The organism is Oleiphilus sp. HI0132, assembly GCF_001635845.1.
This window is the reverse complement of record NZ_LWGJ01001130.1, coordinates 1-17,696: the sequence shown is the minus strand read 5'-3', so window position 1 is coordinate 17,696 and position 17,696 is coordinate 1. Positions and strand designations below refer to the sequence as shown.

The following is a 17,696-nucleotide window of genomic DNA, read 5'->3' as shown; positions in this document are numbered from 1 at the left end:
TTTTTTTGTTTATTGTGTAAAAAAAGCTGACAGTTATTTAAGTGTTCAGAAATGGGTGGCGTGTTACTATGTTTATCAGTGATTTAGAAGTTTATCGGCAGGTGTTGAGAGCGAATGCCAGCCCATCTATAAATAGGGTGAGATTAAATTGTGGCTCAGATAGAAATGAAATTACTATTGTTGATGTGTTTGCTGGGCCTGTTATCGGCCTGTTCAACAACGACGTCAGACGCGAGGCAATATTTAGTTAATGCGAGTAATGCTAAGATTTCATCTTCTGCCTTGCATGTTGATAGAAGTCAGTTGATTCTTGCGTCTCAAGAAGGTGGGGGGCTTTATGAGCTGCATCACTCGTCGCTTGAGGTCGGTCAAATGTTCGCGAATGTGGCCTCAAAGTTTGGGTTTAGAAAAGCTTCTCCAGAAGAAGCAACTTATGTGGCGAAGTTGATATCTGCCTTCCCTGATGGCGGTGCGTGTGAAGGGCTTGGTGATGCGGCAAGTGATGGTGCGTCTTATACGGCTTCAGTGCTGACTTTTGGTATTTTACCAGCATCGGGCTCTCACTGTTATTTGGTGGCTTTGGAGCTCTATGAACGTATCGGGGGGGAGTTGCTATTGGTGGGAGAGTTTTTTGCTAATAAGGGGCGTGTTGATGTTTATGCTGGGGCAAATGAAATCGAAAGTTACTCCTTAATTGTTACTCGACGTGATGAGGTCCTGGCTTTAGAAACGTCAATTGCAGCGCTTTTTCGTCAGATGATTCTGGATGGAGCATTCGAGTAATAGAGGGCCAAAACCTCAGCAGAAAACTTGAATGAAGGATATCGCCTTTATTGACATAATTATGCCATCTTATTTCAGTACTATCTCTTTTGAATTTGTTATAAAACTTAAGTAGAAGGGGAAATTTCTTCCTTTTTTAGCTACACTAGCGTTTACGCATAATTTTCGCTGGGTCTGGTGATCACGAGTTGTCAGGTCCTCAGTGTGTAAAATTAGTTCCATTGGTTATCCTACCGGTACAGTTTGGGGAAAAAATGACAACAGAAATATCCAAGATTATCTACACAAAAACAGATGAAGCGCCAGCACTGGCAACCTATTCCTTACTTCCTATACTCAACGCTTTCACTTCCGCCGCTGGCGTGTCCGTTGATGAGAGCGACATTTCTTTAGCTGCACGTATCTTGGCAGCCTTCCCCGAGAAACTGACTGAAGAGCAACGCGTACCAGACGCGTTAGCTGAGTTGGGCGAATTAACGCTACATCCGGAAGCCAATATTATTAAATTGCCGAATATCAGTGCATCAATTCCTCAGTTGAAAGAAGCAATTAAAGAGCTACAGGATCAGGGTTATGATATTCCTGAGTACCCCGACGAAGCTGGCAGCGAGCAAGAAACAGAGATTAAAGCAAAGTATGCCAAAGTGTTGGGTAGTGCGGTAAACCCTGTTCTGCGTGAAGGTAATTCAGATCGTCGCGCGCCACCTTCCGTTAAAGCCTATGCGCGTAAATATCCACACTCCATGGGTAAGTGGAGTCAGGCGTCACGTACACATGTTGCCCATATGCGTAGCGGCGACTTTTACGACCAAGAGCAGTCTACGGTAATTGAAAAAGCTGGCAATGTTCGTATTGAACTTGTTGAAGCAGATGGAAAAGTGACCGTACTTAAAGAAAAGACAGCTGTCATTGAGAAAGAAGTGATCGATGGCATGTTTATGAGTGTTAAAGCTTTGCGTCAGTTCTTTGAAGAAGAGATGGAAGGTGCAAGAAGAGCTGACTTGTTGTTCTCTCTACATGTTAAAGCCACCATGATGAAGGTCTCGCATCCGATCGTATTTGGGCATGCGGTTACTGTTTACTTCAAAGAACTTTTTGAAAAGCATCAGGCGAAGTTTGAAGAGTTGGGTGTGAACCCTAACAATGGTTTGAGTAATGTTCACCAGAAAATATCTGATCTTCCTTACTCTCAGCGTTCTATAATTGAAGAAGATATTCGTGCCTGTTACGAAGAACGCCCTGAAATGGCGATGGTAGATTCTGACAAAGGTATTTCAAACCTCCATGTACCAAGTGATGTCATCGTTGATGCGTCAATGCCTGCGATGATTCGTGTTGGTGGTAAAATGTGGGGTACTGACGGTAAACTGAAAGACACTAAAGCGGTTATTCCAGAGCGCACATATGCGACCATCTATCAGGAAGTTATTAACTTCTGTAAGCATCATGATGCCTTTGACCCAACGACAATGGGTACCGTTCCAAATGTTGGCTTGATGGCTCAAAAAGCTGAAGAATATGGTTCTCACGACAAGACTTTCGAGTTAGAGGCTGACGGTACTGTTCGTGTAGTTGATGAAGATGGTAAGGTCTTGCTTTCGCATGATGTCGAGAAGGGTGACATCTGGCGTATGTGTCAGACTAAAGATGCGCCAATTCAGGACTGGGTGAAACTCGCCGTTTCTCGTGCTCGAGCAACGGGTATGCCGACTATATTCTGGTTAGATCCTGAGCGTGCCCATGATGCGCAAATGATTAAGAAGGTGAACACCTACTTACAGGATCATGACACGGATGGTTTGGACATTCGTATCATGTCGCCGGATCAGGCAATTCGCTTCACAATGGAGCGCTTGATTCGTGGCCGTGACACGATCTCTGTTACCGGTAATGTACTACGAGATTATCTAACGGATTTGTTCCCGATTCTTGAGTTGGGTACCAGTGCTAAGATGCTATCTATTGTTCCGTTAATGGCTGGTGGTGGTCTGTTTGAAACAGGTGCTGGTGGTTCTGCTCCGAAGCATGTTCAGCAATTCCTGGAAGAGTGTCACTTGCGTTGGGACTCTTTAGGTGAGTTTTTAGCGATCGCTGTTTCTTTGGAAGATCTGGGTATTAAGAATGATAATGAGAAAGCAAAAGTCCTAGCGAAAACGCTTGATGAGGCGACGGCTATCTTCCTGGAAGAAAATAAGTCACCGTCACGAGTGTCTGGTGAGCTGGATAACCGTGGTAGCCACTTCTTCTTGGCCTTGTATTGGGCTAAAGCGCTTGCTGCGCAAGATGATAACCTTGAGCTAAAAGAGCGCTTTGCAGCGCTGGCTAAGACATTAGAAGAGCAGCAGTCGACTATTCTTGCTGAAATGACGGTTGTGCAAGGTAAGCCTGTCGATATTGGCGGTTACTACCATCCTGATGTGGCGAAAGCGACTAAGGCGATGAGACCAAGTGATACCTTTAATTCAGCGCTTGATAATTTGTAAGCGTATCTGAGTGAAAAAAAACCGAACCGGCTCAGGCCGGTTTTTTTATGCCCAGAGTTTCATAGATAAATGACTGGAAGGTACTATCGATTGTAGTGTTGAGCGTTCTTATAGGTCTTTGGGTCAAGCGTAGGGTAGCTCTTCACTGTCATGAAGGCACCAATTTGGTAAGTCTTGATTGAGGTACCTAGGTTTACGCTGGATTTTTGGGCAGATTGTTTGTATGCAGGTTGTTCAAATAGTGCACAATGAGTTGGTGTGCTCCTTGGTAAAGCTGTTTCATGTGATAGCTTAGGTTTTGCGAGCGTAATATGGTGCGAGAAGTAAAAGGTAGTCTTTCTATTGCTTCAGAATGGTGCGTTTTGGCTGGAGGATATGTTGGAATCTGTCTGTGCGCAAGTCGTTTGTGTAATTATCTGTTTTTATCTTGTTGAAAGTAAAGAAAAAAATCTTAGTTGGATCGACTTTTGATTATGGTGGCCTAGTTTTCATTCAATCTATTTAAGGAACCCCGCATGTCTGAAGCTCGATTAAGGTTATTGGATTTTTCCAGTCGACCGACACAAATATTGCACTTTACCTGGTTTGCATTCTTTTTGACCTTCGTGATGTGGTTCAGTCATGCGCCAATGAAGCCTTTCATTATGGCAGCATTTGATATGAGTAATGCCCAGTGGAAGGCGTTATTGATCCTTAACGTTGCACTTACTATACCAGCGCGTATTGTTGTCGGGATGTTGGTGGATAAGTTTGGGCCGCGCGCTGTTTATAGCTTGTTGTTGATGGTGTCGGCGTTTCTTTGTTGGGGTTTTGCTCTAGCTCAAACTTATGAGCAGTTAGCCTTATTCCGTTTCTTGTGTGGCTTTATTGGTGCGGGTTTTGTTATCGGTATTCGTATGGTGGGAGAATGGTTCCCTGCGAAGACGGTTGGCTTAGCAGAAGGTGTATATGGTGGCTGGGGTAACTTCGGTTCGGCAGCTGCAGCATGGACTCTTCCAGCGGTAGCAGCTTACGTATATGGTGGTGATGATGGTTGGAGATATGCTATCGCAACAACAGGTGTTGTTGCTTTTGTTTATAGCATGATCTTTTACAAAAATGTTCGTAATACACCGAAAGGTTCGACTTACTTTAAGCCAAAGAAATCGGGTGGTTTGGAAGTAAGTAATAAGCGTGATTTCTGGTTCTATATCGCGATGAATGTGCCTATGTATATTGCCTTGGCTGTTTTGACATGGAAGCTATCTCCAGCGGGTGTAAGTCTACTATCGGCAACAACAGCAAACATTTTATGGGGGGTGCTCGCTGGTCTGTTTGCTTTCCAAATGCACTCAATCTATCAAGTGAACAAAGAACATCTACATACTTCTTTGCCAGAAAATGACCAGTATAAGTTTAAGCAAGTGGCTATTCTAGATTGGGCTTACTTCGTTACCTTTGGTTCAGAGTTGGCAGTTGTTTCAATGTTACCTGCATTCTTTATGGAAACCTTCGATCTAACGCCTGTTATGGCTGGCTTATTGGGGGGTGCATTCGCATTGATGAACTTGGCGGCGCGCCCAACTGGTGGTTATTTGTCAGATAAGTTTGGTCGTAAGAAAACCTTAACTATTCTGATTGCTGGTTTGACGGTCGGTTACTTGATTCTATCGCTAGTTGATAGCACCTGGATGATTCCATTAGCGGTTGCGGCGGTATTGCTTTGTTCTTTCTTCGTTCAGTCTGGTGAAGGTGCAGTGTTTGCAATGGTGCCACTGGTTAAGCGTCGTATGACTGGCCAAATTGCAGGTATGGTTGGCGCCTATGGCAACGTGGGTGGCGTGACCTTCCTGACGGTCTATTCTTTTGTTGATGCATCGACCTTCTTTATGGTGATTGCAGGTGCTGCGGTGGCTTGCTTGGCTCTGGTTCAGTTCTTGGATGAGCCTAAAGGTCATATGCATGAAGTATTACCTGATGGCACTGTTCAAATGATCGAGGTTAGCTAGGTTTAGCTAGGACTTGATTGCGAGCCTGTACTTTTGACAGGCTCGCTCCTTTTTATACCCTCTATTTTTTACCATTTAATATTTATCAGACCTATGCCAGAAGGGAATGAGTATTTCATACTTAGTTGTGTCTGAATTTATGAATAAGGTGGTGTCGTATGACTAGAGCTGTTATCTCAAATACAGGGCTCTCTCAAAAAGAACGCGCACTGTTAATTGACCCTCTGGATTCAAGAGCTGCGTTGTTACGCAGAGCTCTTCGCGAAAACGCTTATCCGATAATCGAGACTGTCACAGATGCTTGTCTTATGCTGGAGAAAGCAGAGGAGCATCAGCCTGATATTCTTGTGGTGGGCATGGACTTGCCCGACGAAGACACTTTACAGCAACTGGTCGAACTTCGAGAGCGCATGCCGCTTCCCGTCATTGTTTTCTCAGAAAAGGATGCGCCGCCGCTGGTTCAGAAGGTGGTGAAGGCCGGTGTCAGTGCTTTTATTGTGGATGATATACAGCCACAGCGCTTGCCTTCAATTATTAATATCGCAGTAGCTCGTTTTCATGAGCAGCAAGGTTTAATAAAGGAATTAAACACGACAAAAACCAAATTGGCCGAAAGAAAGACCTTAGAGAAGGCTAAAGGTTTGTTGATGAAACAGAAGGGCCTGAGTGAAGATGAGGCATATACCTCTCTTAGAAAGTTGGCGATGGATAAGGGGCAGCCGATTGTGAAAGTGGCTGAAAGCATTATTGATGTGTTTTCCTTATTGGGTGATGTCGAGTAGCCCTAAAGCAAGTCGTTAGTAAGTGCTTGGTGCACTGAAATGGGTCGTATTTCTGCGTGATATTGTCAAGTAGTTGATATATAAGGTATAAAAAGTTGGCACGGCTTGTGCTTTAACTGGTATATCTACGAACGCAAGGCGTTCATGAAACAAAACATAATGTCTTTCTATCAACGGCGATCAGAAAGACATCAAACAAGATCGCAATGGCGCGGTCAGGTTTGAACGAGCAAAGGTGCTCATCAGTTAGTGGTCTCATTAGAGGCGACTAATCGGTGGGCGCCTTTTTTTTGGATTTTTTGAAAGTTTATTATTGATTCATTGATATAAAGGAAGCGTTTTATGAAGTGGTTTAAATCGTTAAAAACGGCAACGATGACAACAGTAATCAGCGCAAGTGTCGCAGTTGGTATGACTAGCGGCGCGGCGCATGCAGAGAAATTAGGCTATCCGGAAAAAGAGGAGTTAACTTTCGGTTTTATCAAACTAACAGACATGGCGCCAATAGCTGTCGCCTATGAAAACGGTTACTTTGAGGATGAAGGCCTGTACGTCAAAATTGAAGCTCAAGCTAACTGGAAGGTCTTGCTTGATGGCGTAATTGACGGTCGCTTGGATGGTGCACATATGCTAGCGGGACAGCCTATTGCAGCGACGATGGGTTATGGAACTAAAGCTCATATCATTACGCCTTTCTCAATGGATTTGAATGGTAATGCGATCACCGTTTCAAATGATATTTGGGAACAGATGAAGCCAAATATTCCAAAGATGGCTGATGGAAAACCTGTTCACCCAATTAAAGCTGATGCGCTGAAGCCAGTTGTCGAGAAGTACAAGGAAGATGGAAAGCCTTTTAACATGGGGATGGTATTCCCGGTTTCGACTCATAACTATGAGCTAAGATACTGGTTAGCAGCGGGCGGTATTCACCCTGGCTACTACGCGCCTCATAAGGGTGACACGACAGGTAAGATCGATGCAGATGCCTTGCTATCAGTAACACCTCCACCACAAATGCCGTCTACCTTGGAAGCCGGCACGATCTATGGCTACTGTGTAGGTGAGCCTTGGAACCAGCAGGCCGTATTCAAAGGTATCGGTGTGCCAGTAGTGACTGATTACGAGATCTGGAAAGACAACCCAGAGAAAGTATTTGGTATTACTAAAGAATTTGCTGAGAAATACCCGAATACGACAGTTCGTTTAACGCGAGCGATGATTCGTGCAGCGATGTGGTTAGATGCTAACAACAATGCTAACCGTCCAGCAGCGGTTAAGATCTTGTCACAACCTAACTATGTTGGTGCTGACTATGACGTTATTGCAAACAGTATGACGGGTACTTTTGAGTACGAGAAAGGCGATAAGCGTTCAGTACCAGACTTCAACGTATTCTTCCGTTATAACGCGACTTACCCATACTACTCAGATGCTATCTGGTATCTAACGCAAATGCGTCGTTGGGGTCAGATCTCTGAAGATAAGAGCGACGAGTGGTACAAAGATTTGGCGAAGAAAGTATATCGTCCTGATATCTATGCACGTGCGGCGCAGTCTTTGATCAAAGAAGGTAAAGCGAAAGCGGCTGACTTCCCAGACTTCTCTACTGAAGATGGCTACCGTGACCCACAAACGCACTTTATCGATAACATTGTTTATGACGGTACACAACCAAACAAGTATATCGAGAAGTTCTCAATTGGTCTGAAATCAGGCGACAAGATCTAAAGAGTATTACATATGTCGGACGACAAATGCTGGCCTGAACCAGGGTTTGTTGTCTGACTGCTGATAACGAAGTTTGTCTAAGAAAGATTTATCTTGATCGGCTCTCAATGTTTGTTAGAACGAGAGTCGTCAGTTAACTGAAGTAGCTTTAAGCAGGAGCAGAAGATTATGTCAACGGCGACATCTCTTAAGGACGATATAGAACAACCAATTGTTTGGTTGGATAAGGTATTAGAGTTTGGTGCGATGGCAGCGAAGACTCTGGCAATACCCATGGCAGGTATTGCGGTATTTCTCATTATTTGGGCGGCAGCCGCACAGAGTGTTAAAACTTCTTTGGGGCAGTTTCCGGGTCCCGCGATGGTAATGGAGCAGTTCGTCTCTTTATATGATGAGCACGTTTCCGAGCGGACTAAAGAGCAAGCCTTCTACGAAAGGCAAGAGAAAAGAAATGCGGCACGAGTGGCTGAAGATCCATCTTATGTGCCTAAAATCAGAGCGTATACCGGGAAAGAAACTTTCCTCGATCAGATCTTTACCAGCTTAAAGACGGTCGCTTCTGGCTTCTTATTGGCTGCAGCGATAGCGATTCCCCTAGGCATTGCCATTGGCCTGAATAAAACACTGAACTCGGCTGTTAACCCGATTATTCAGGTGTTCAAACCTGTTTCTCCTTTGGCTTGGTTACCCTTGGTGACAATCTTGGTGAGTGCACTCTACGTCTCGTCAGATCCACTGGTAGCCAAGTCCTTTATTGTTTCGATGATCACCGTAACACTTTGCTGCTTATGGCCAATGGTGATCAATACGTCAGTGGGTGTTGCATCCATTGATGATAACTTGGTCAACGTAAGTAAGGTGTTGCGATTACCTGCTCTGAAACATGTTCAGAAAATTGTTTTACCTGCATCAGTACCGATGATCTTTACCGGAATGCGCTTGTCCTTAAGTATCGCATGGATGGTGTTGATCGCCGCAGAAATGTTGGCCCAAAACCCAGGCCTTGGAAAGTTCGTTTGGGATGAATTCCAGAATGGTAGTTCAGATTCACTAAGTAGAATTATGGCAGCAGTCGTTGTAATTGGTTTTATCGGATTCTTGTTAGATCGCGCAATGTTACAAATACAAAAGCGAGTGTCTTGGGATAATAAAGGCCTTTAAGCCTTAACCTGCCCGAACAGCTACAAGTAACGAAATACGATTGAATTTATTGAGGATAGAATTATGAGCGCATTATTAGATATTAGTCATATAGATATGGTCTTTCCGACACCAAAGGGGCCGTTCACAGCGCTGCAGGACGTGAGTTTACAAATTAAAAAGGGCGAGTTTGTATCGCTTATCGGACACTCGGGTTGTGGTAAGTCAACCGTTTTGAACGTTGTCGCTGGCCTACATCAGGCAACCAATGGCGGTGTAGTTCTTAGCGGCAAAGAAGTGACAGAACCAGGACCTGATCGGGCCGTTGTCTTCCAAAATCATTCTCTATTGCCGTGGTTGACGGCGTATGAAAATGTTGAGCTGGCCGTTAAGCAAGTATTCGGAAAAACTAAGTCAAAAGCAGAAACTAAAGAGTGGGTAGAACATAATCTTCACTTGGTTCATATGGATCACGCTATGTATAAGCGTCCTGACGAAATATCAGGGGGTATGAAGCAGCGTGTGGGTATCGCTCGTGCTTTGGCGATGCAGCCAGAGATTTTGTTAATGGATGAGCCATTTGGCGCGCTAGATGCCCTGACCAGGGCGCATATGCAAGACTCCTTAATGGAGATCCAGAATGAGCTGAATAATACCGTTATTATGATCACCCATGATGTTGATGAAGCAGTTTTGCTGTCAGATAGAATTGTCATGATGACTAATGGCCCAGCGGCAACGGTTGGTGAAATATTAGATGTTGGTCTTGAACGCCCTCGTGATCGATTGGCCTTAGCAGAAGACCCAGAATACGTTCACCTTCGATCAGAAGTTCTAAAGTTCCTGTACGAAAAACAACGAAAAGTTGAACCGATTAGTGCCTCAGTAAAAAAAACTAAAGCTGCCTCAGGTATTGCGGCAGCGTAAGACAAGTTAATCATTACTCCCGTTTACAATGGCGTAAACATAGGGGGTAGGTGGACAACGGCGTTCACAAGTAATGCGACATGAGAAAACTGTTGAGTAGAGGCTCAGTAGTTATCTCACAGCGCATTGTTTGTGAGCGCTTTTTTAATGCCTTAAGAATTAGTAAAGCCATATTTATAGCAAGGGTCACAGCATAAACAAAGAATGACTGACTTATGCTTGGCCTTTAAAAAAGTAACTAGGAGATGTAAATGAAAAAACGTTCAATTAGCCTATTAAGCACAGCAATCGCTACGATTATTGCTTCGAGTAGCGTTGTCGCTGCACCAGAAACGATTACTGAGGCGATTACAGGTGGTAAAGCCTATGGTGACTTGCGTTTACGATATGAAAGTGACGACCGAAGCAATGACACTGATTCAGATGCCTTAACCCTACGTACGAGAATCGGATACAAAACGGCAGAATTCAAAGGCTTTACTGCACTGGTCGAGTTTGAAGATAGTCGTGAAGTTTTGGGGGTTGAAGAAGCGGACGATGATGCATTAATTCTAGACTCAGAAGTAACTGAGCTCGATCAAGGCTTTATTCAATATAAGAATGACATGGTGACAGCAAAACTAGGGCGTCAAGTGATTGCCTTGGGCGGTCAGCGTCATGTAGGTCATGTTGGTTGGCGCCAAGATCGCCAGACTTTTGATGCGGCGAGAGTTACGGTTAAGCCAATAGAGGGTCTTACTTTAGACGCATCCTATATTTATAAAGTAAACCGAATTAACTCGGGTGCCTTTGCGGATGTCGCTGATACTGATATAACACTATTAAATGTTGCTTACCAAACTCCTTTTGGTAAAGCTGTGGTATACAACTATGAGATCTCAGGAGAGCCTTATGGTGCCGCAGATGGTTGGGATGAGCTATCAACAATTGGTGCAAGTTTTACCGGCTCAACATTAGCAGGTGAAGATCTGAAAGTTTCATATGCTCTAGAGTATGCTTCGCAAGATAATGAAACGAAAGATGCCAGTATGGATTATATGATGGCTGAGGTTGGCCTAACTGCGTCAGGAGTAACAGGCAAGCTTGGCTATTCGTCCTTAGGGTCTGACGATGGCAATCAGTCGTTCGCGACACCTTTAGCAACTGTTCATAAGTTTGAAGGTTGGGCTGATGCATTTCTAGGTCAGTCCTTGTTTGGTGCGGGTGGCGGTAATGGTGTTGTAGACACTTATGCTTCAGTCTCAGGTAAGTTCGCTGGTGTAAAACTGGTGGGTGTTTACCATGATTTTGAGACCGATGAAGGCAGTGCTGACGCGGGTAGAGAGATAGATCTTTTGGCAGTCAAAAAGTTTAATAAAACCTATAGCGGAGGCCTGAAGTATGCTGATTACTCGGCACCTTCTGGCGGTACTGATAAGTCCGTAATGTGGGCGTGGGTTGGAATGAAGTTCTAAAGTCTGACACATAACTATAAGCCGTTAATAAGACTTCAGGGTCTTATTTTGCTAGCCTGGTGCCGTACCCGTCGCGGGTTGACAAGACTTTCCTCTTGTTAATTCAGGCTAGCTTTTTTCGGTTTTTTATGTGGGCTAGAGAGATACTCTAGCAAGGCTTCGAGCTTCATTGCTTCATGGAATAAACTTCCTTGTGCGTAGTCGCAGCCATGGCTTTTTAAGTGTGCAAGCTGTAAATCATTTTCAACGCCATCAGCAGTAACAGAAAGTTTCATCTGATGAGCCATACTAATAATTGCATTGCTAAAGTTAGTGTTTGCCTGATTTTCAGGGAGACCATTAAGGTAGCGTTGGTCTATTTTTAAGGCGTGAGCCGGAACTTGTTTCAAGTAGCTCATTGACGCATAGCCTGAACCAAAACGATCGATGATAATATGAACGCCCATATCTTTCAGTTCTTTTAGACGACCAATCACTTCGGGCTTTTGGTCAACGAAGCACTTTTCAACTACCTCGAAATGCAGGTATTTAATATAGTTCGGGTGTTCGGAAAATAGCGCTCGTACTTCAGAAACAAAGTAACGGTCTTTAAGTTGTCTAGGCGATATGTTGACACTAAAGCTAATATCTTTGATGCCTTCTTTAAGTAGTCTTTGGATATCTTTTACAAGCTGTTTTAGCACCCAGTTACCGAGAGGAATAATGCTGCCTGCATTTTCTGCTATCGAGATAAAATCATCGGGCATACGAATATCTTCTTCAGTGTATTGCCAGCGTAGAGATGCTTCTACGCCTGAAATGCTTTGATCTTTTAAATCGAGAATCGGCTGATAAACCAAAAAGAAGTCTTGGTTTTCAATGCTGTGCTGAATTTCCTTTTCTGTCTTTATTTTATAGCGGATCTCGTTGTTCATATCTTCAGAGAAGAATTGATAATTGTTTCTGCCGCTTTGCTTTGCCTGATACATAGCGATGTCGGCATTATTAATAAGGTCAGTGTCATTAAGCGAGTCTTCAGGGGTGACGCTAATGCCAATACTCGCGGTGATAAAGACTTCCTGAGTGTCGATGATCACGGGAGATTCAAAAGAGTTGATTATATTCTGTGTTACTTTACTGGCATCTTCGTAATTCTTAATGTTGCTTAGTAAGACTGTAAATTCATCACCACTGATACGAGCAATGCTATCGTTTTGCCTTACATGCTCATTCAAGCGCTTGGCGACGGATTTTAGAATCTCGTCACCGGCCTGATGACCTAGGGAGTCATTAATGGTTTTGAAGTTATCTATATCAATAAACAACAATGCAGCTTTTACCATATTACGTTTGGCATTTTGAATTGCTGACTCGAGCCTCTTCTGGAATAGTACCCGATTTTCTAGACCTGTCAGCGGGTCGTATAAAGCCATACGTTCCATTTCATCGTGATGATTCTTGATATCGGTGATATCTTCGAAAGTAATCACATAGTGAGATATTTCTGAGGTTTCTTGATAGGGATGGCTTTTAAGCAATGAAATACTGGTCTTCATCCAATGCGTGTCACCATTTGCATCGGTGCACTTGAGTTTACTCTGAATCAGACCTTCGGTATTAGGCGATAAGCTTTGTGTACTCAACTCCTGAGAGGAGATCGGGGGAAGGGAAAGTTTGTTTTCCAGTATCGAAATTGGCTGCCCCTCCAGCTTCATATCACAGCTACCAGTAAGCTTTAGAAATGCCTTACTGGCATAACTAATTGTGTGCTCCTTATCTATAATTAATACTGTACTATCACTACTCTCAATCGCTTGGGATAAGAGTTGCAGTGATACTTCACGCTTTTTACGCTGATTTATTTCTTCCGTAAGTTCGTAGTTTATTTTGTTGATGGTTTCTGTTCTGGAAATTATTCGTTTCTCAAGCTCAGTGTTGAGCGTATGCAGCTCATCCTCTTTGTCTTTTAATTGTTTCGTATAAACAATTAATTCCCGATTAGCCTTGGTGAGATACATTGTTTTCTCACTAACAGCGCGTTTCAGGTTTTTATTGACATAGAATAAGATTGAAATAAAGGCTGCGCCAATAACAAATATAATACTGGAAACTTGGAGTACCTGACGCGTCAGTTGGCTGGCTTCATTTAGTTCAGGAGAGTAAATGAAACGCTCGTGGTTCAATTCGCCAGTGCTCATGCCAAGATCGGTAAACGAGTCAGCGATGTGCTGCCACCTTCCGGGGTTCATGTGTCCCAGATCCACCAGTTTGGGAACGATTAGACGAATGGTCTCCTGAGCTTCATGGCGGAGTTCTTCAATGCTGAGTTCTGATTGATACTTATTCTTGATGAGCTCAATAAGCTCATCTGGATTCTCAATAGCGTAACGCCAGCCGTCAATACTGGCTTTTCTAATGGCTTTCACTTCATCGCTATGCTCATCAACTTTAGACTCTGTGCTAAATAACACGTCTCCGTAATAGTCTATTCCGTAAACACGAGGGTCTATAAGGTTGTATTCGACACCTCTTTGTCTCAGCTGGAAGGGTTGATCGGTTATATAACCAACCATTGCATCGACTTTTTCATCGATTAAATCCTGAATATTGTAGGATAAGGGCACCGACTCAATTTGTGACTCATTAATCCCTTCTTTCTTTAACAGTCCTAACGTATTTGAACCGTAATGTCCCTCTGGGTACATCACGCGTTTACCGATTAAGTCTTGTGGAGTTAGCAGATTATTCTTCTTTAAAGTCATCAATACGATTGGCGAGTGTTGAATAATGGCTGCTAATGCGACGAGAGGATTGCCGTTCAGGTGATAGAGCACAAGCTCAGCATTGGCTATGCCATAATCAGCCTTACCCTCAAGCACTTCTGTGATGGGGTTTATATCAGGACCGGCAGCTCTGATCTCGACGTTGTAACCGGCATCTTGGTAATAGCCATTTTCCAGGGCTGCGTAGAATCCTGCAAATTGAAATTGGTGTTTCCACTTCAGTTGTATACTGACATTTTTGAGTGATGGGCTGAGATGCTCATCTGCGTAAGCGCTTGTGGAGCCAATCAACATACTCAGATACAGAAGAAAGAATAACGAGACGGTTGATGTGCCTCTAGCAACCCGTAGCGCTATACTGGGCAATATCTGTACGTGGGCGTTGCTTGCTTTCTTTGTTATGTTATTCAAAGTTAAAAGTCTACTGGTTAAAGGTAATAGCCGCGTATTTGGAAGGCCAAAGCAATCTTTTAAGTGTAGTTCAAAAAAACACCAGCTGCAGAGTTACGAGCTTAAAAATAATGTAAATTTATTGGCGGAATTATCAGGTATTAATAAGTCTTTGTGCCAGATCAAGGCATTGGATAAGAAGTTTGTTCATAGTATGAGTTATAGATTTTGTTTTGAAGCTGATTCAGAAAGCACCATTGATACAGAGTACGGATAGATGGGAATTGATATAGATAAGAGCAGTTTTGCAGAAAGTGATTATCGAGACTTTGAAAAAAAACTGCAGACCAACCTTTCCAGCTTGAGCTCCCTATTGTCACAGACAGGCTTTGGAAAAAAGAAACCGGGTAGTGCTATTTTGGGTGCCGAGCTCGAAATGTATATTGTTGATAGCAAGGGAGAGCCCTTGTTGCTGAATCAAGAAATCTTAGATGCTGCTGATGACAAACAACTGACTCTGGAGATTAACCGCTATAACCTGGAATATAACCTGACTCCATATTCCCTGTCGGATGCGCCGTTTAAGTCGACAGAAAATGAGATTTGCCGCCAGCTGTCGAAGCTAAATGATATTGCTGCAAAATATGAAGGTCGCATATTTCCTGTCGGTATACTTCCTACGCTGGATAATTCTCATTTCGGGCCTGTTTGTATGACGGACCGCCAGCGTTATAGAACCTTGGTTGAGCAATTGTTTGAACGTCGTGGGCGTGAATTTGAAATTGATATTAACGGTAGACCTCCTTTACAAATGGATATGCAGGACGTTACCTTGGAAGGTGCGAATACTTCATTCCAGATTCATTATCGAGTCGACCCTGAAGACTATGCAAATACCTTCAATGCCTTTCAAATGGTGACGCCTTTAGTGTTAGCTTTAGGTGCTAATTCACCCGGTTTATTTGGTCACGACCTCTGGTGTGAAACACGAGTACCTTTGTTTAAGCAGTCTATCGATACGCGAATAAAAGATAGATACCGATGGAACGAGCCTTCTAGGGTAAGTTTTGGGCAAGGCTGGGTACGCCGCTCTGCTTTGGAATTATTTCAGGAAACAGCTTCGATATTTTCACCTTTATTGCCAATATGCAGTGAACAGGACCCAGAAGCCCAGATGGCAGAAGGGAAAGCACCTAGCTTATCAGAGTTGCGACTTCATCAAAGCTCTGTTTGGTTGTGGAATCGACCGGTATATGACGATGCTGATGAAGGCCATTTACGGATAGAACTAAGGTCTTTGCCCGCTGGGCCCAGCGCGGTTGATATGGTTGCCAATGCAGCACTGTATATCGGTCTGGCAGAGTACTATCGCGACAAAATGAATGAGCTGATGCCTGCTTTACCTTTTCATTTAGCGGAGTTTAACTTCTATCGCGCCGCGCAATTTGGCTTGGGTGCACGAATCGTTTGGCCAGACCCTCAGCGTTCAGGTTGTCGTGATCAGCCCATTATCGATATTCTTTCCCAAAGCATTGATCATGCAGAGCAGGGCTTGCGTAGTATCGGTGTTGAAGATGAGGAAGCAGGCTATTATCTATCCATTGTTAAAAAGCGTCTTGAGTCAAAGCAGAACGGAGCAGTATGGCAAAGAGAGAGAACCGCTTATTATCAGAATGAAAAGTCTTATAGCTCTGACAAAGCAAGAAAAGCAATGCTAGAAGACTATATTGCTTACAGCCTAGACAACATTCCAGTGGGTGAATGGCCTTTAACGTAACAATTATTGGATATAAGAATGAGTATAGAGTTAAACAGATTTTGTGACCCAGACCCAAGCTCAATTGGTGAGGATATCTATCAGTTTCTTGATTACTTGGGAGGCCCTTCAGAAATCCTGCTGTCAGGAGATGACACCACTCGAACGCGAGCATTTGTAACGCTACTGCATGGCAATGAACCTTCAGGCCTTATTGCCTTATTTAAATGGTTGAAGTCGGGACTTAAGCCAGCGGTGAATGTCGTTTGCATTGTGGCTTCAGTATCAGCGGCTAGCTTGGAGCCTTCATTCAGTCATCGTGTCTTCGCTCGTCAGCGTGACCTGAATCGCTGCTTTAAAGAACCCTTTGATGATGAACCTGGCTATCTCGCCGCTGAGATTCTAGAGACTTTAAAGCGCTATAAACCTGAAAGCTTGATCGATATGCATAACACCTCGGGCTCAGGCCCTTCATTTGCGGTGGCGATCTACGAAGATCCTCAGCATGATGCTTTGACAGAATTGTTTACTAAACGCCTCATCGTGACTCACCTACGTTTAGGGGCTCTGATGGAGGTCACCGAATACCTTTGCCCAACTGTGACGATTGAATGTGGAGGGCGTTTAGATGAGTCTGCGCACCAGATTGCTTGGGAGGGCTTAAATCGTTATTTTCGTTTAGAAAGTGTCTTGGCAGGCCAAGAAAGTCAAGAGAGCTTGGAGGTGCTTACTAATCCGGTAAGGCTCGAACTAAAGGATGATTGTCGTCTAAGGTATGGCGAGAAATTAAGTGAAGAATCTGATTTGTGTTTGCTACCCAGTATAGAGCAATTGAATTCAGGTATTACTGTTAAAGATACGCAGTTGGGTTGGGTCGCAACAGATGATCTGAAAGCTGTATTTTCTTCAAAAAATAGTCGAGAAGAATGTGTGGTAAATGAGTTGGTTTATATCAAAGACGGCGGATTGTTTGCTAAACGAGACTTAAAGCTCTTTATGATCACTAATAATCCGGAAATCGCCAAGATGGATTGTCTATTTTATGCAGTAAGGGACTGTGGTTCAGAGGTTGTTGCGGAATTATCTTAGTGGCCCGCTTACAAGTTGAACCCAGATTTTACTGGGTTCAACAAGAAATTAAAGGAACGCATTTGTGCCTTATTTTTTAGCTTCCGGGTGAAGAGACTTACCTAGTATATGGCTGTCTTCTTCGATAACTGATGATGCTTGGCCGACAATAAGGGGATCTGCTCCACGAACAACATGATGATTCTTATCAGGATAATCCAGCTTAGAAAGGAAGTGTTGCATACACGCAAGGCGTGCTCTTTTTTTATCATCTGATTTTACGACTACCCAGGGTGCGTCAGCGGTATCGGTGTAGAAAAACATCGCTTCTTTCGCTTCGGTATAGTCATTCCATTTTTCTTGAGCAAGTTTGTCGATAGGGCTTAGTTTCCACTGTTTTAGAGGGTCAGTTTCACGTTTCTGAAAGCGAGC

General features: G+C 43.6%; 11 protein-coding genes and 1 pseudogene. 10 read left to right on the top strand and 2 right to left on the bottom strand.

The window, feature by feature from the left end; all coding sequences use genetic code 11:
* Positions 1-165 precede the first annotated feature (165 nt).
* From A3766_RS15280 to A3766_RS15245, 8 genes are all read left to right on the top strand, one after another.
* The gene (locus tag A3766_RS15280; RefSeq protein ID WP_068634132.1) at positions 166-783 is read left to right on the top strand and encodes a hypothetical protein; all 618 of its coding nucleotides are present in this window, start codon (positions 166-168) and stop codon (positions 781-783) included.
* A 254-nt stretch (positions 784-1,037) separates the two neighbouring features.
* Positions 1,038-3,266, top strand: a complete 2,229-nt coding sequence (locus tag A3766_RS15275; protein WP_068515169.1) for an NADP-dependent isocitrate dehydrogenase — start codon at positions 1,038-1,040, stop codon at positions 3,264-3,266.
* Positions 3,267-3,781: 515 nt separating this feature from the next.
* Positions 3,782-5,254 (top strand): NarK family nitrate/nitrite MFS transporter, encoded by a 1,473-nt coding sequence (locus tag A3766_RS15270; RefSeq protein ID WP_068515167.1) that lies wholly within the window; start codon positions 3,782-3,784, stop codon positions 5,252-5,254.
* Between the two features lie 158 nt (positions 5,255-5,412).
* A complete protein-coding gene (locus A3766_RS15265) occupies positions 5,413-6,036 on the top strand; it encodes an ANTAR domain-containing response regulator (protein ID WP_068512368.1) in 624 nt (207 codons plus the stop codon).
* A 342-nt stretch (positions 6,037-6,378) separates the two neighbouring features.
* Positions 6,379-7,767: a CmpA/NrtA family ABC transporter substrate-binding protein gene (locus A3766_RS15260; RefSeq protein WP_068515165.1), complete on the top strand. Its 1,389-nt coding sequence runs from the start codon at positions 6,379-6,381 to the stop codon at positions 7,765-7,767.
* 246 nt (positions 7,768-8,013) lie between these two features.
* Positions 8,014-8,928 carry an ABC transporter permease gene (locus A3766_RS15255; protein ID WP_068567569.1) on the top strand — a complete coding sequence of 305 codons (915 nt, stop codon included), beginning with the start codon at positions 8,014-8,016 and terminating at the stop codon, positions 8,926-8,928.
* A gap of 63 nt (positions 8,929-8,991) precedes the next feature.
* Complete coding sequence (locus A3766_RS15250) at positions 8,992-9,834, top strand: ABC transporter ATP-binding protein (protein WP_068642462.1); 843 nt, start codon at positions 8,992-8,994, stop codon at positions 9,832-9,834.
* Between the two features lie 251 nt (positions 9,835-10,085).
* Complete coding sequence (locus tag A3766_RS15245) at positions 10,086-11,288, top strand: alginate export family protein (protein WP_068515154.1); 1,203 nt, start codon at positions 10,086-10,088, stop codon at positions 11,286-11,288.
* A gap of 98 nt (positions 11,289-11,386) precedes the next feature.
* Here the strand turns inward: A3766_RS15245 and A3766_RS15240 are convergent, their stop codons facing one another.
* On the bottom strand, positions 11,387-14,344 hold the full coding sequence (locus tag A3766_RS15240; RefSeq protein ID WP_068515148.1) for an EAL domain-containing protein: 2,958 nt from the start codon (positions 14,342-14,344) through the stop codon (positions 11,387-11,389).
* Positions 14,345-14,717: 373 nt separating this feature from the next.
* Between A3766_RS15240 and A3766_RS15230 the strand changes: the two genes are divergently transcribed.
* Both A3766_RS15230 and A3766_RS15225 read left to right on the top strand, forming a co-directional pair.
* Positions 14,718-16,217 carry a glutamate--cysteine ligase gene (locus A3766_RS15230; protein ID WP_068515142.1) on the top strand — a complete coding sequence of 500 codons (1,500 nt, stop codon included), beginning with the start codon at positions 14,718-14,720 and terminating at the stop codon, positions 16,215-16,217.
* An 18-nt stretch (positions 16,218-16,235) separates the two neighbouring features.
* Entirely contained in the window at positions 16,236-17,285 is a 1,050-nt protein-coding gene (locus A3766_RS15225; protein WP_068515139.1) for a succinylglutamate desuccinylase/aspartoacylase family protein, read from the top strand.
* Positions 17,286-17,354: 69 nt separating this feature from the next.
* On the opposite strand, the pseudogene A3766_RS15220 reads toward A3766_RS15225, so the two are convergent.
* A pseudogene (locus A3766_RS15220) lies at positions 17,355-17,696 on the bottom strand (hypothetical protein); the annotation flags it as partial.

What these genes read in the sequence shown, in the direction of transcription:
- A3766_RS15280 (WP_068634132.1), top strand. Translation starts at nt 166, where the DNA reads ATGAAATTACTATTGTTGATGTGTTTGCTGGGCCTGTTATCGGCCTGT.
- A3766_RS15275 (WP_068515169.1), top strand. Translation starts at nt 1,038, where the DNA reads ATGACAACAGAAATATCCAAGATTATCTACACAAAAACAGATGAAGCG.
- A3766_RS15270 (WP_068515167.1), top strand. Translation starts at nt 3,782, where the DNA reads ATGTCTGAAGCTCGATTAAGGTTATTGGATTTTTCCAGTCGACCGACA.
- A3766_RS15265 (WP_068512368.1), top strand. Translation starts at nt 5,413, where the DNA reads ATGACTAGAGCTGTTATCTCAAATACAGGGCTCTCTCAAAAAGAACGC.
- A3766_RS15260 (WP_068515165.1), top strand. Translation starts at nt 6,379, where the DNA reads ATGAAGTGGTTTAAATCGTTAAAAACGGCAACGATGACAACAGTAATC.
- A3766_RS15255 (WP_068567569.1), top strand. Translation starts at nt 8,014, where the DNA reads ATGGCAGCGAAGACTCTGGCAATACCCATGGCAGGTATTGCGGTATTT.
- A3766_RS15250 (WP_068642462.1), top strand. Translation starts at nt 8,992, where the DNA reads ATGAGCGCATTATTAGATATTAGTCATATAGATATGGTCTTTCCGACA.
- A3766_RS15245 (WP_068515154.1), top strand. Translation starts at nt 10,086, where the DNA reads ATGAAAAAACGTTCAATTAGCCTATTAAGCACAGCAATCGCTACGATT.
- A3766_RS15240 (WP_068515148.1), bottom strand. Translation starts at nt 14,344, where the DNA reads ATGTTGATTGGCTCCACAAGCGCTTACGCAGATGAGCATCTCAGCCCA.
- A3766_RS15230 (WP_068515142.1), top strand. Translation starts at nt 14,718, where the DNA reads ATGGGAATTGATATAGATAAGAGCAGTTTTGCAGAAAGTGATTATCGA.
- A3766_RS15225 (WP_068515139.1), top strand. Translation starts at nt 16,236, where the DNA reads ATGAGTATAGAGTTAAACAGATTTTGTGACCCAGACCCAAGCTCAATT.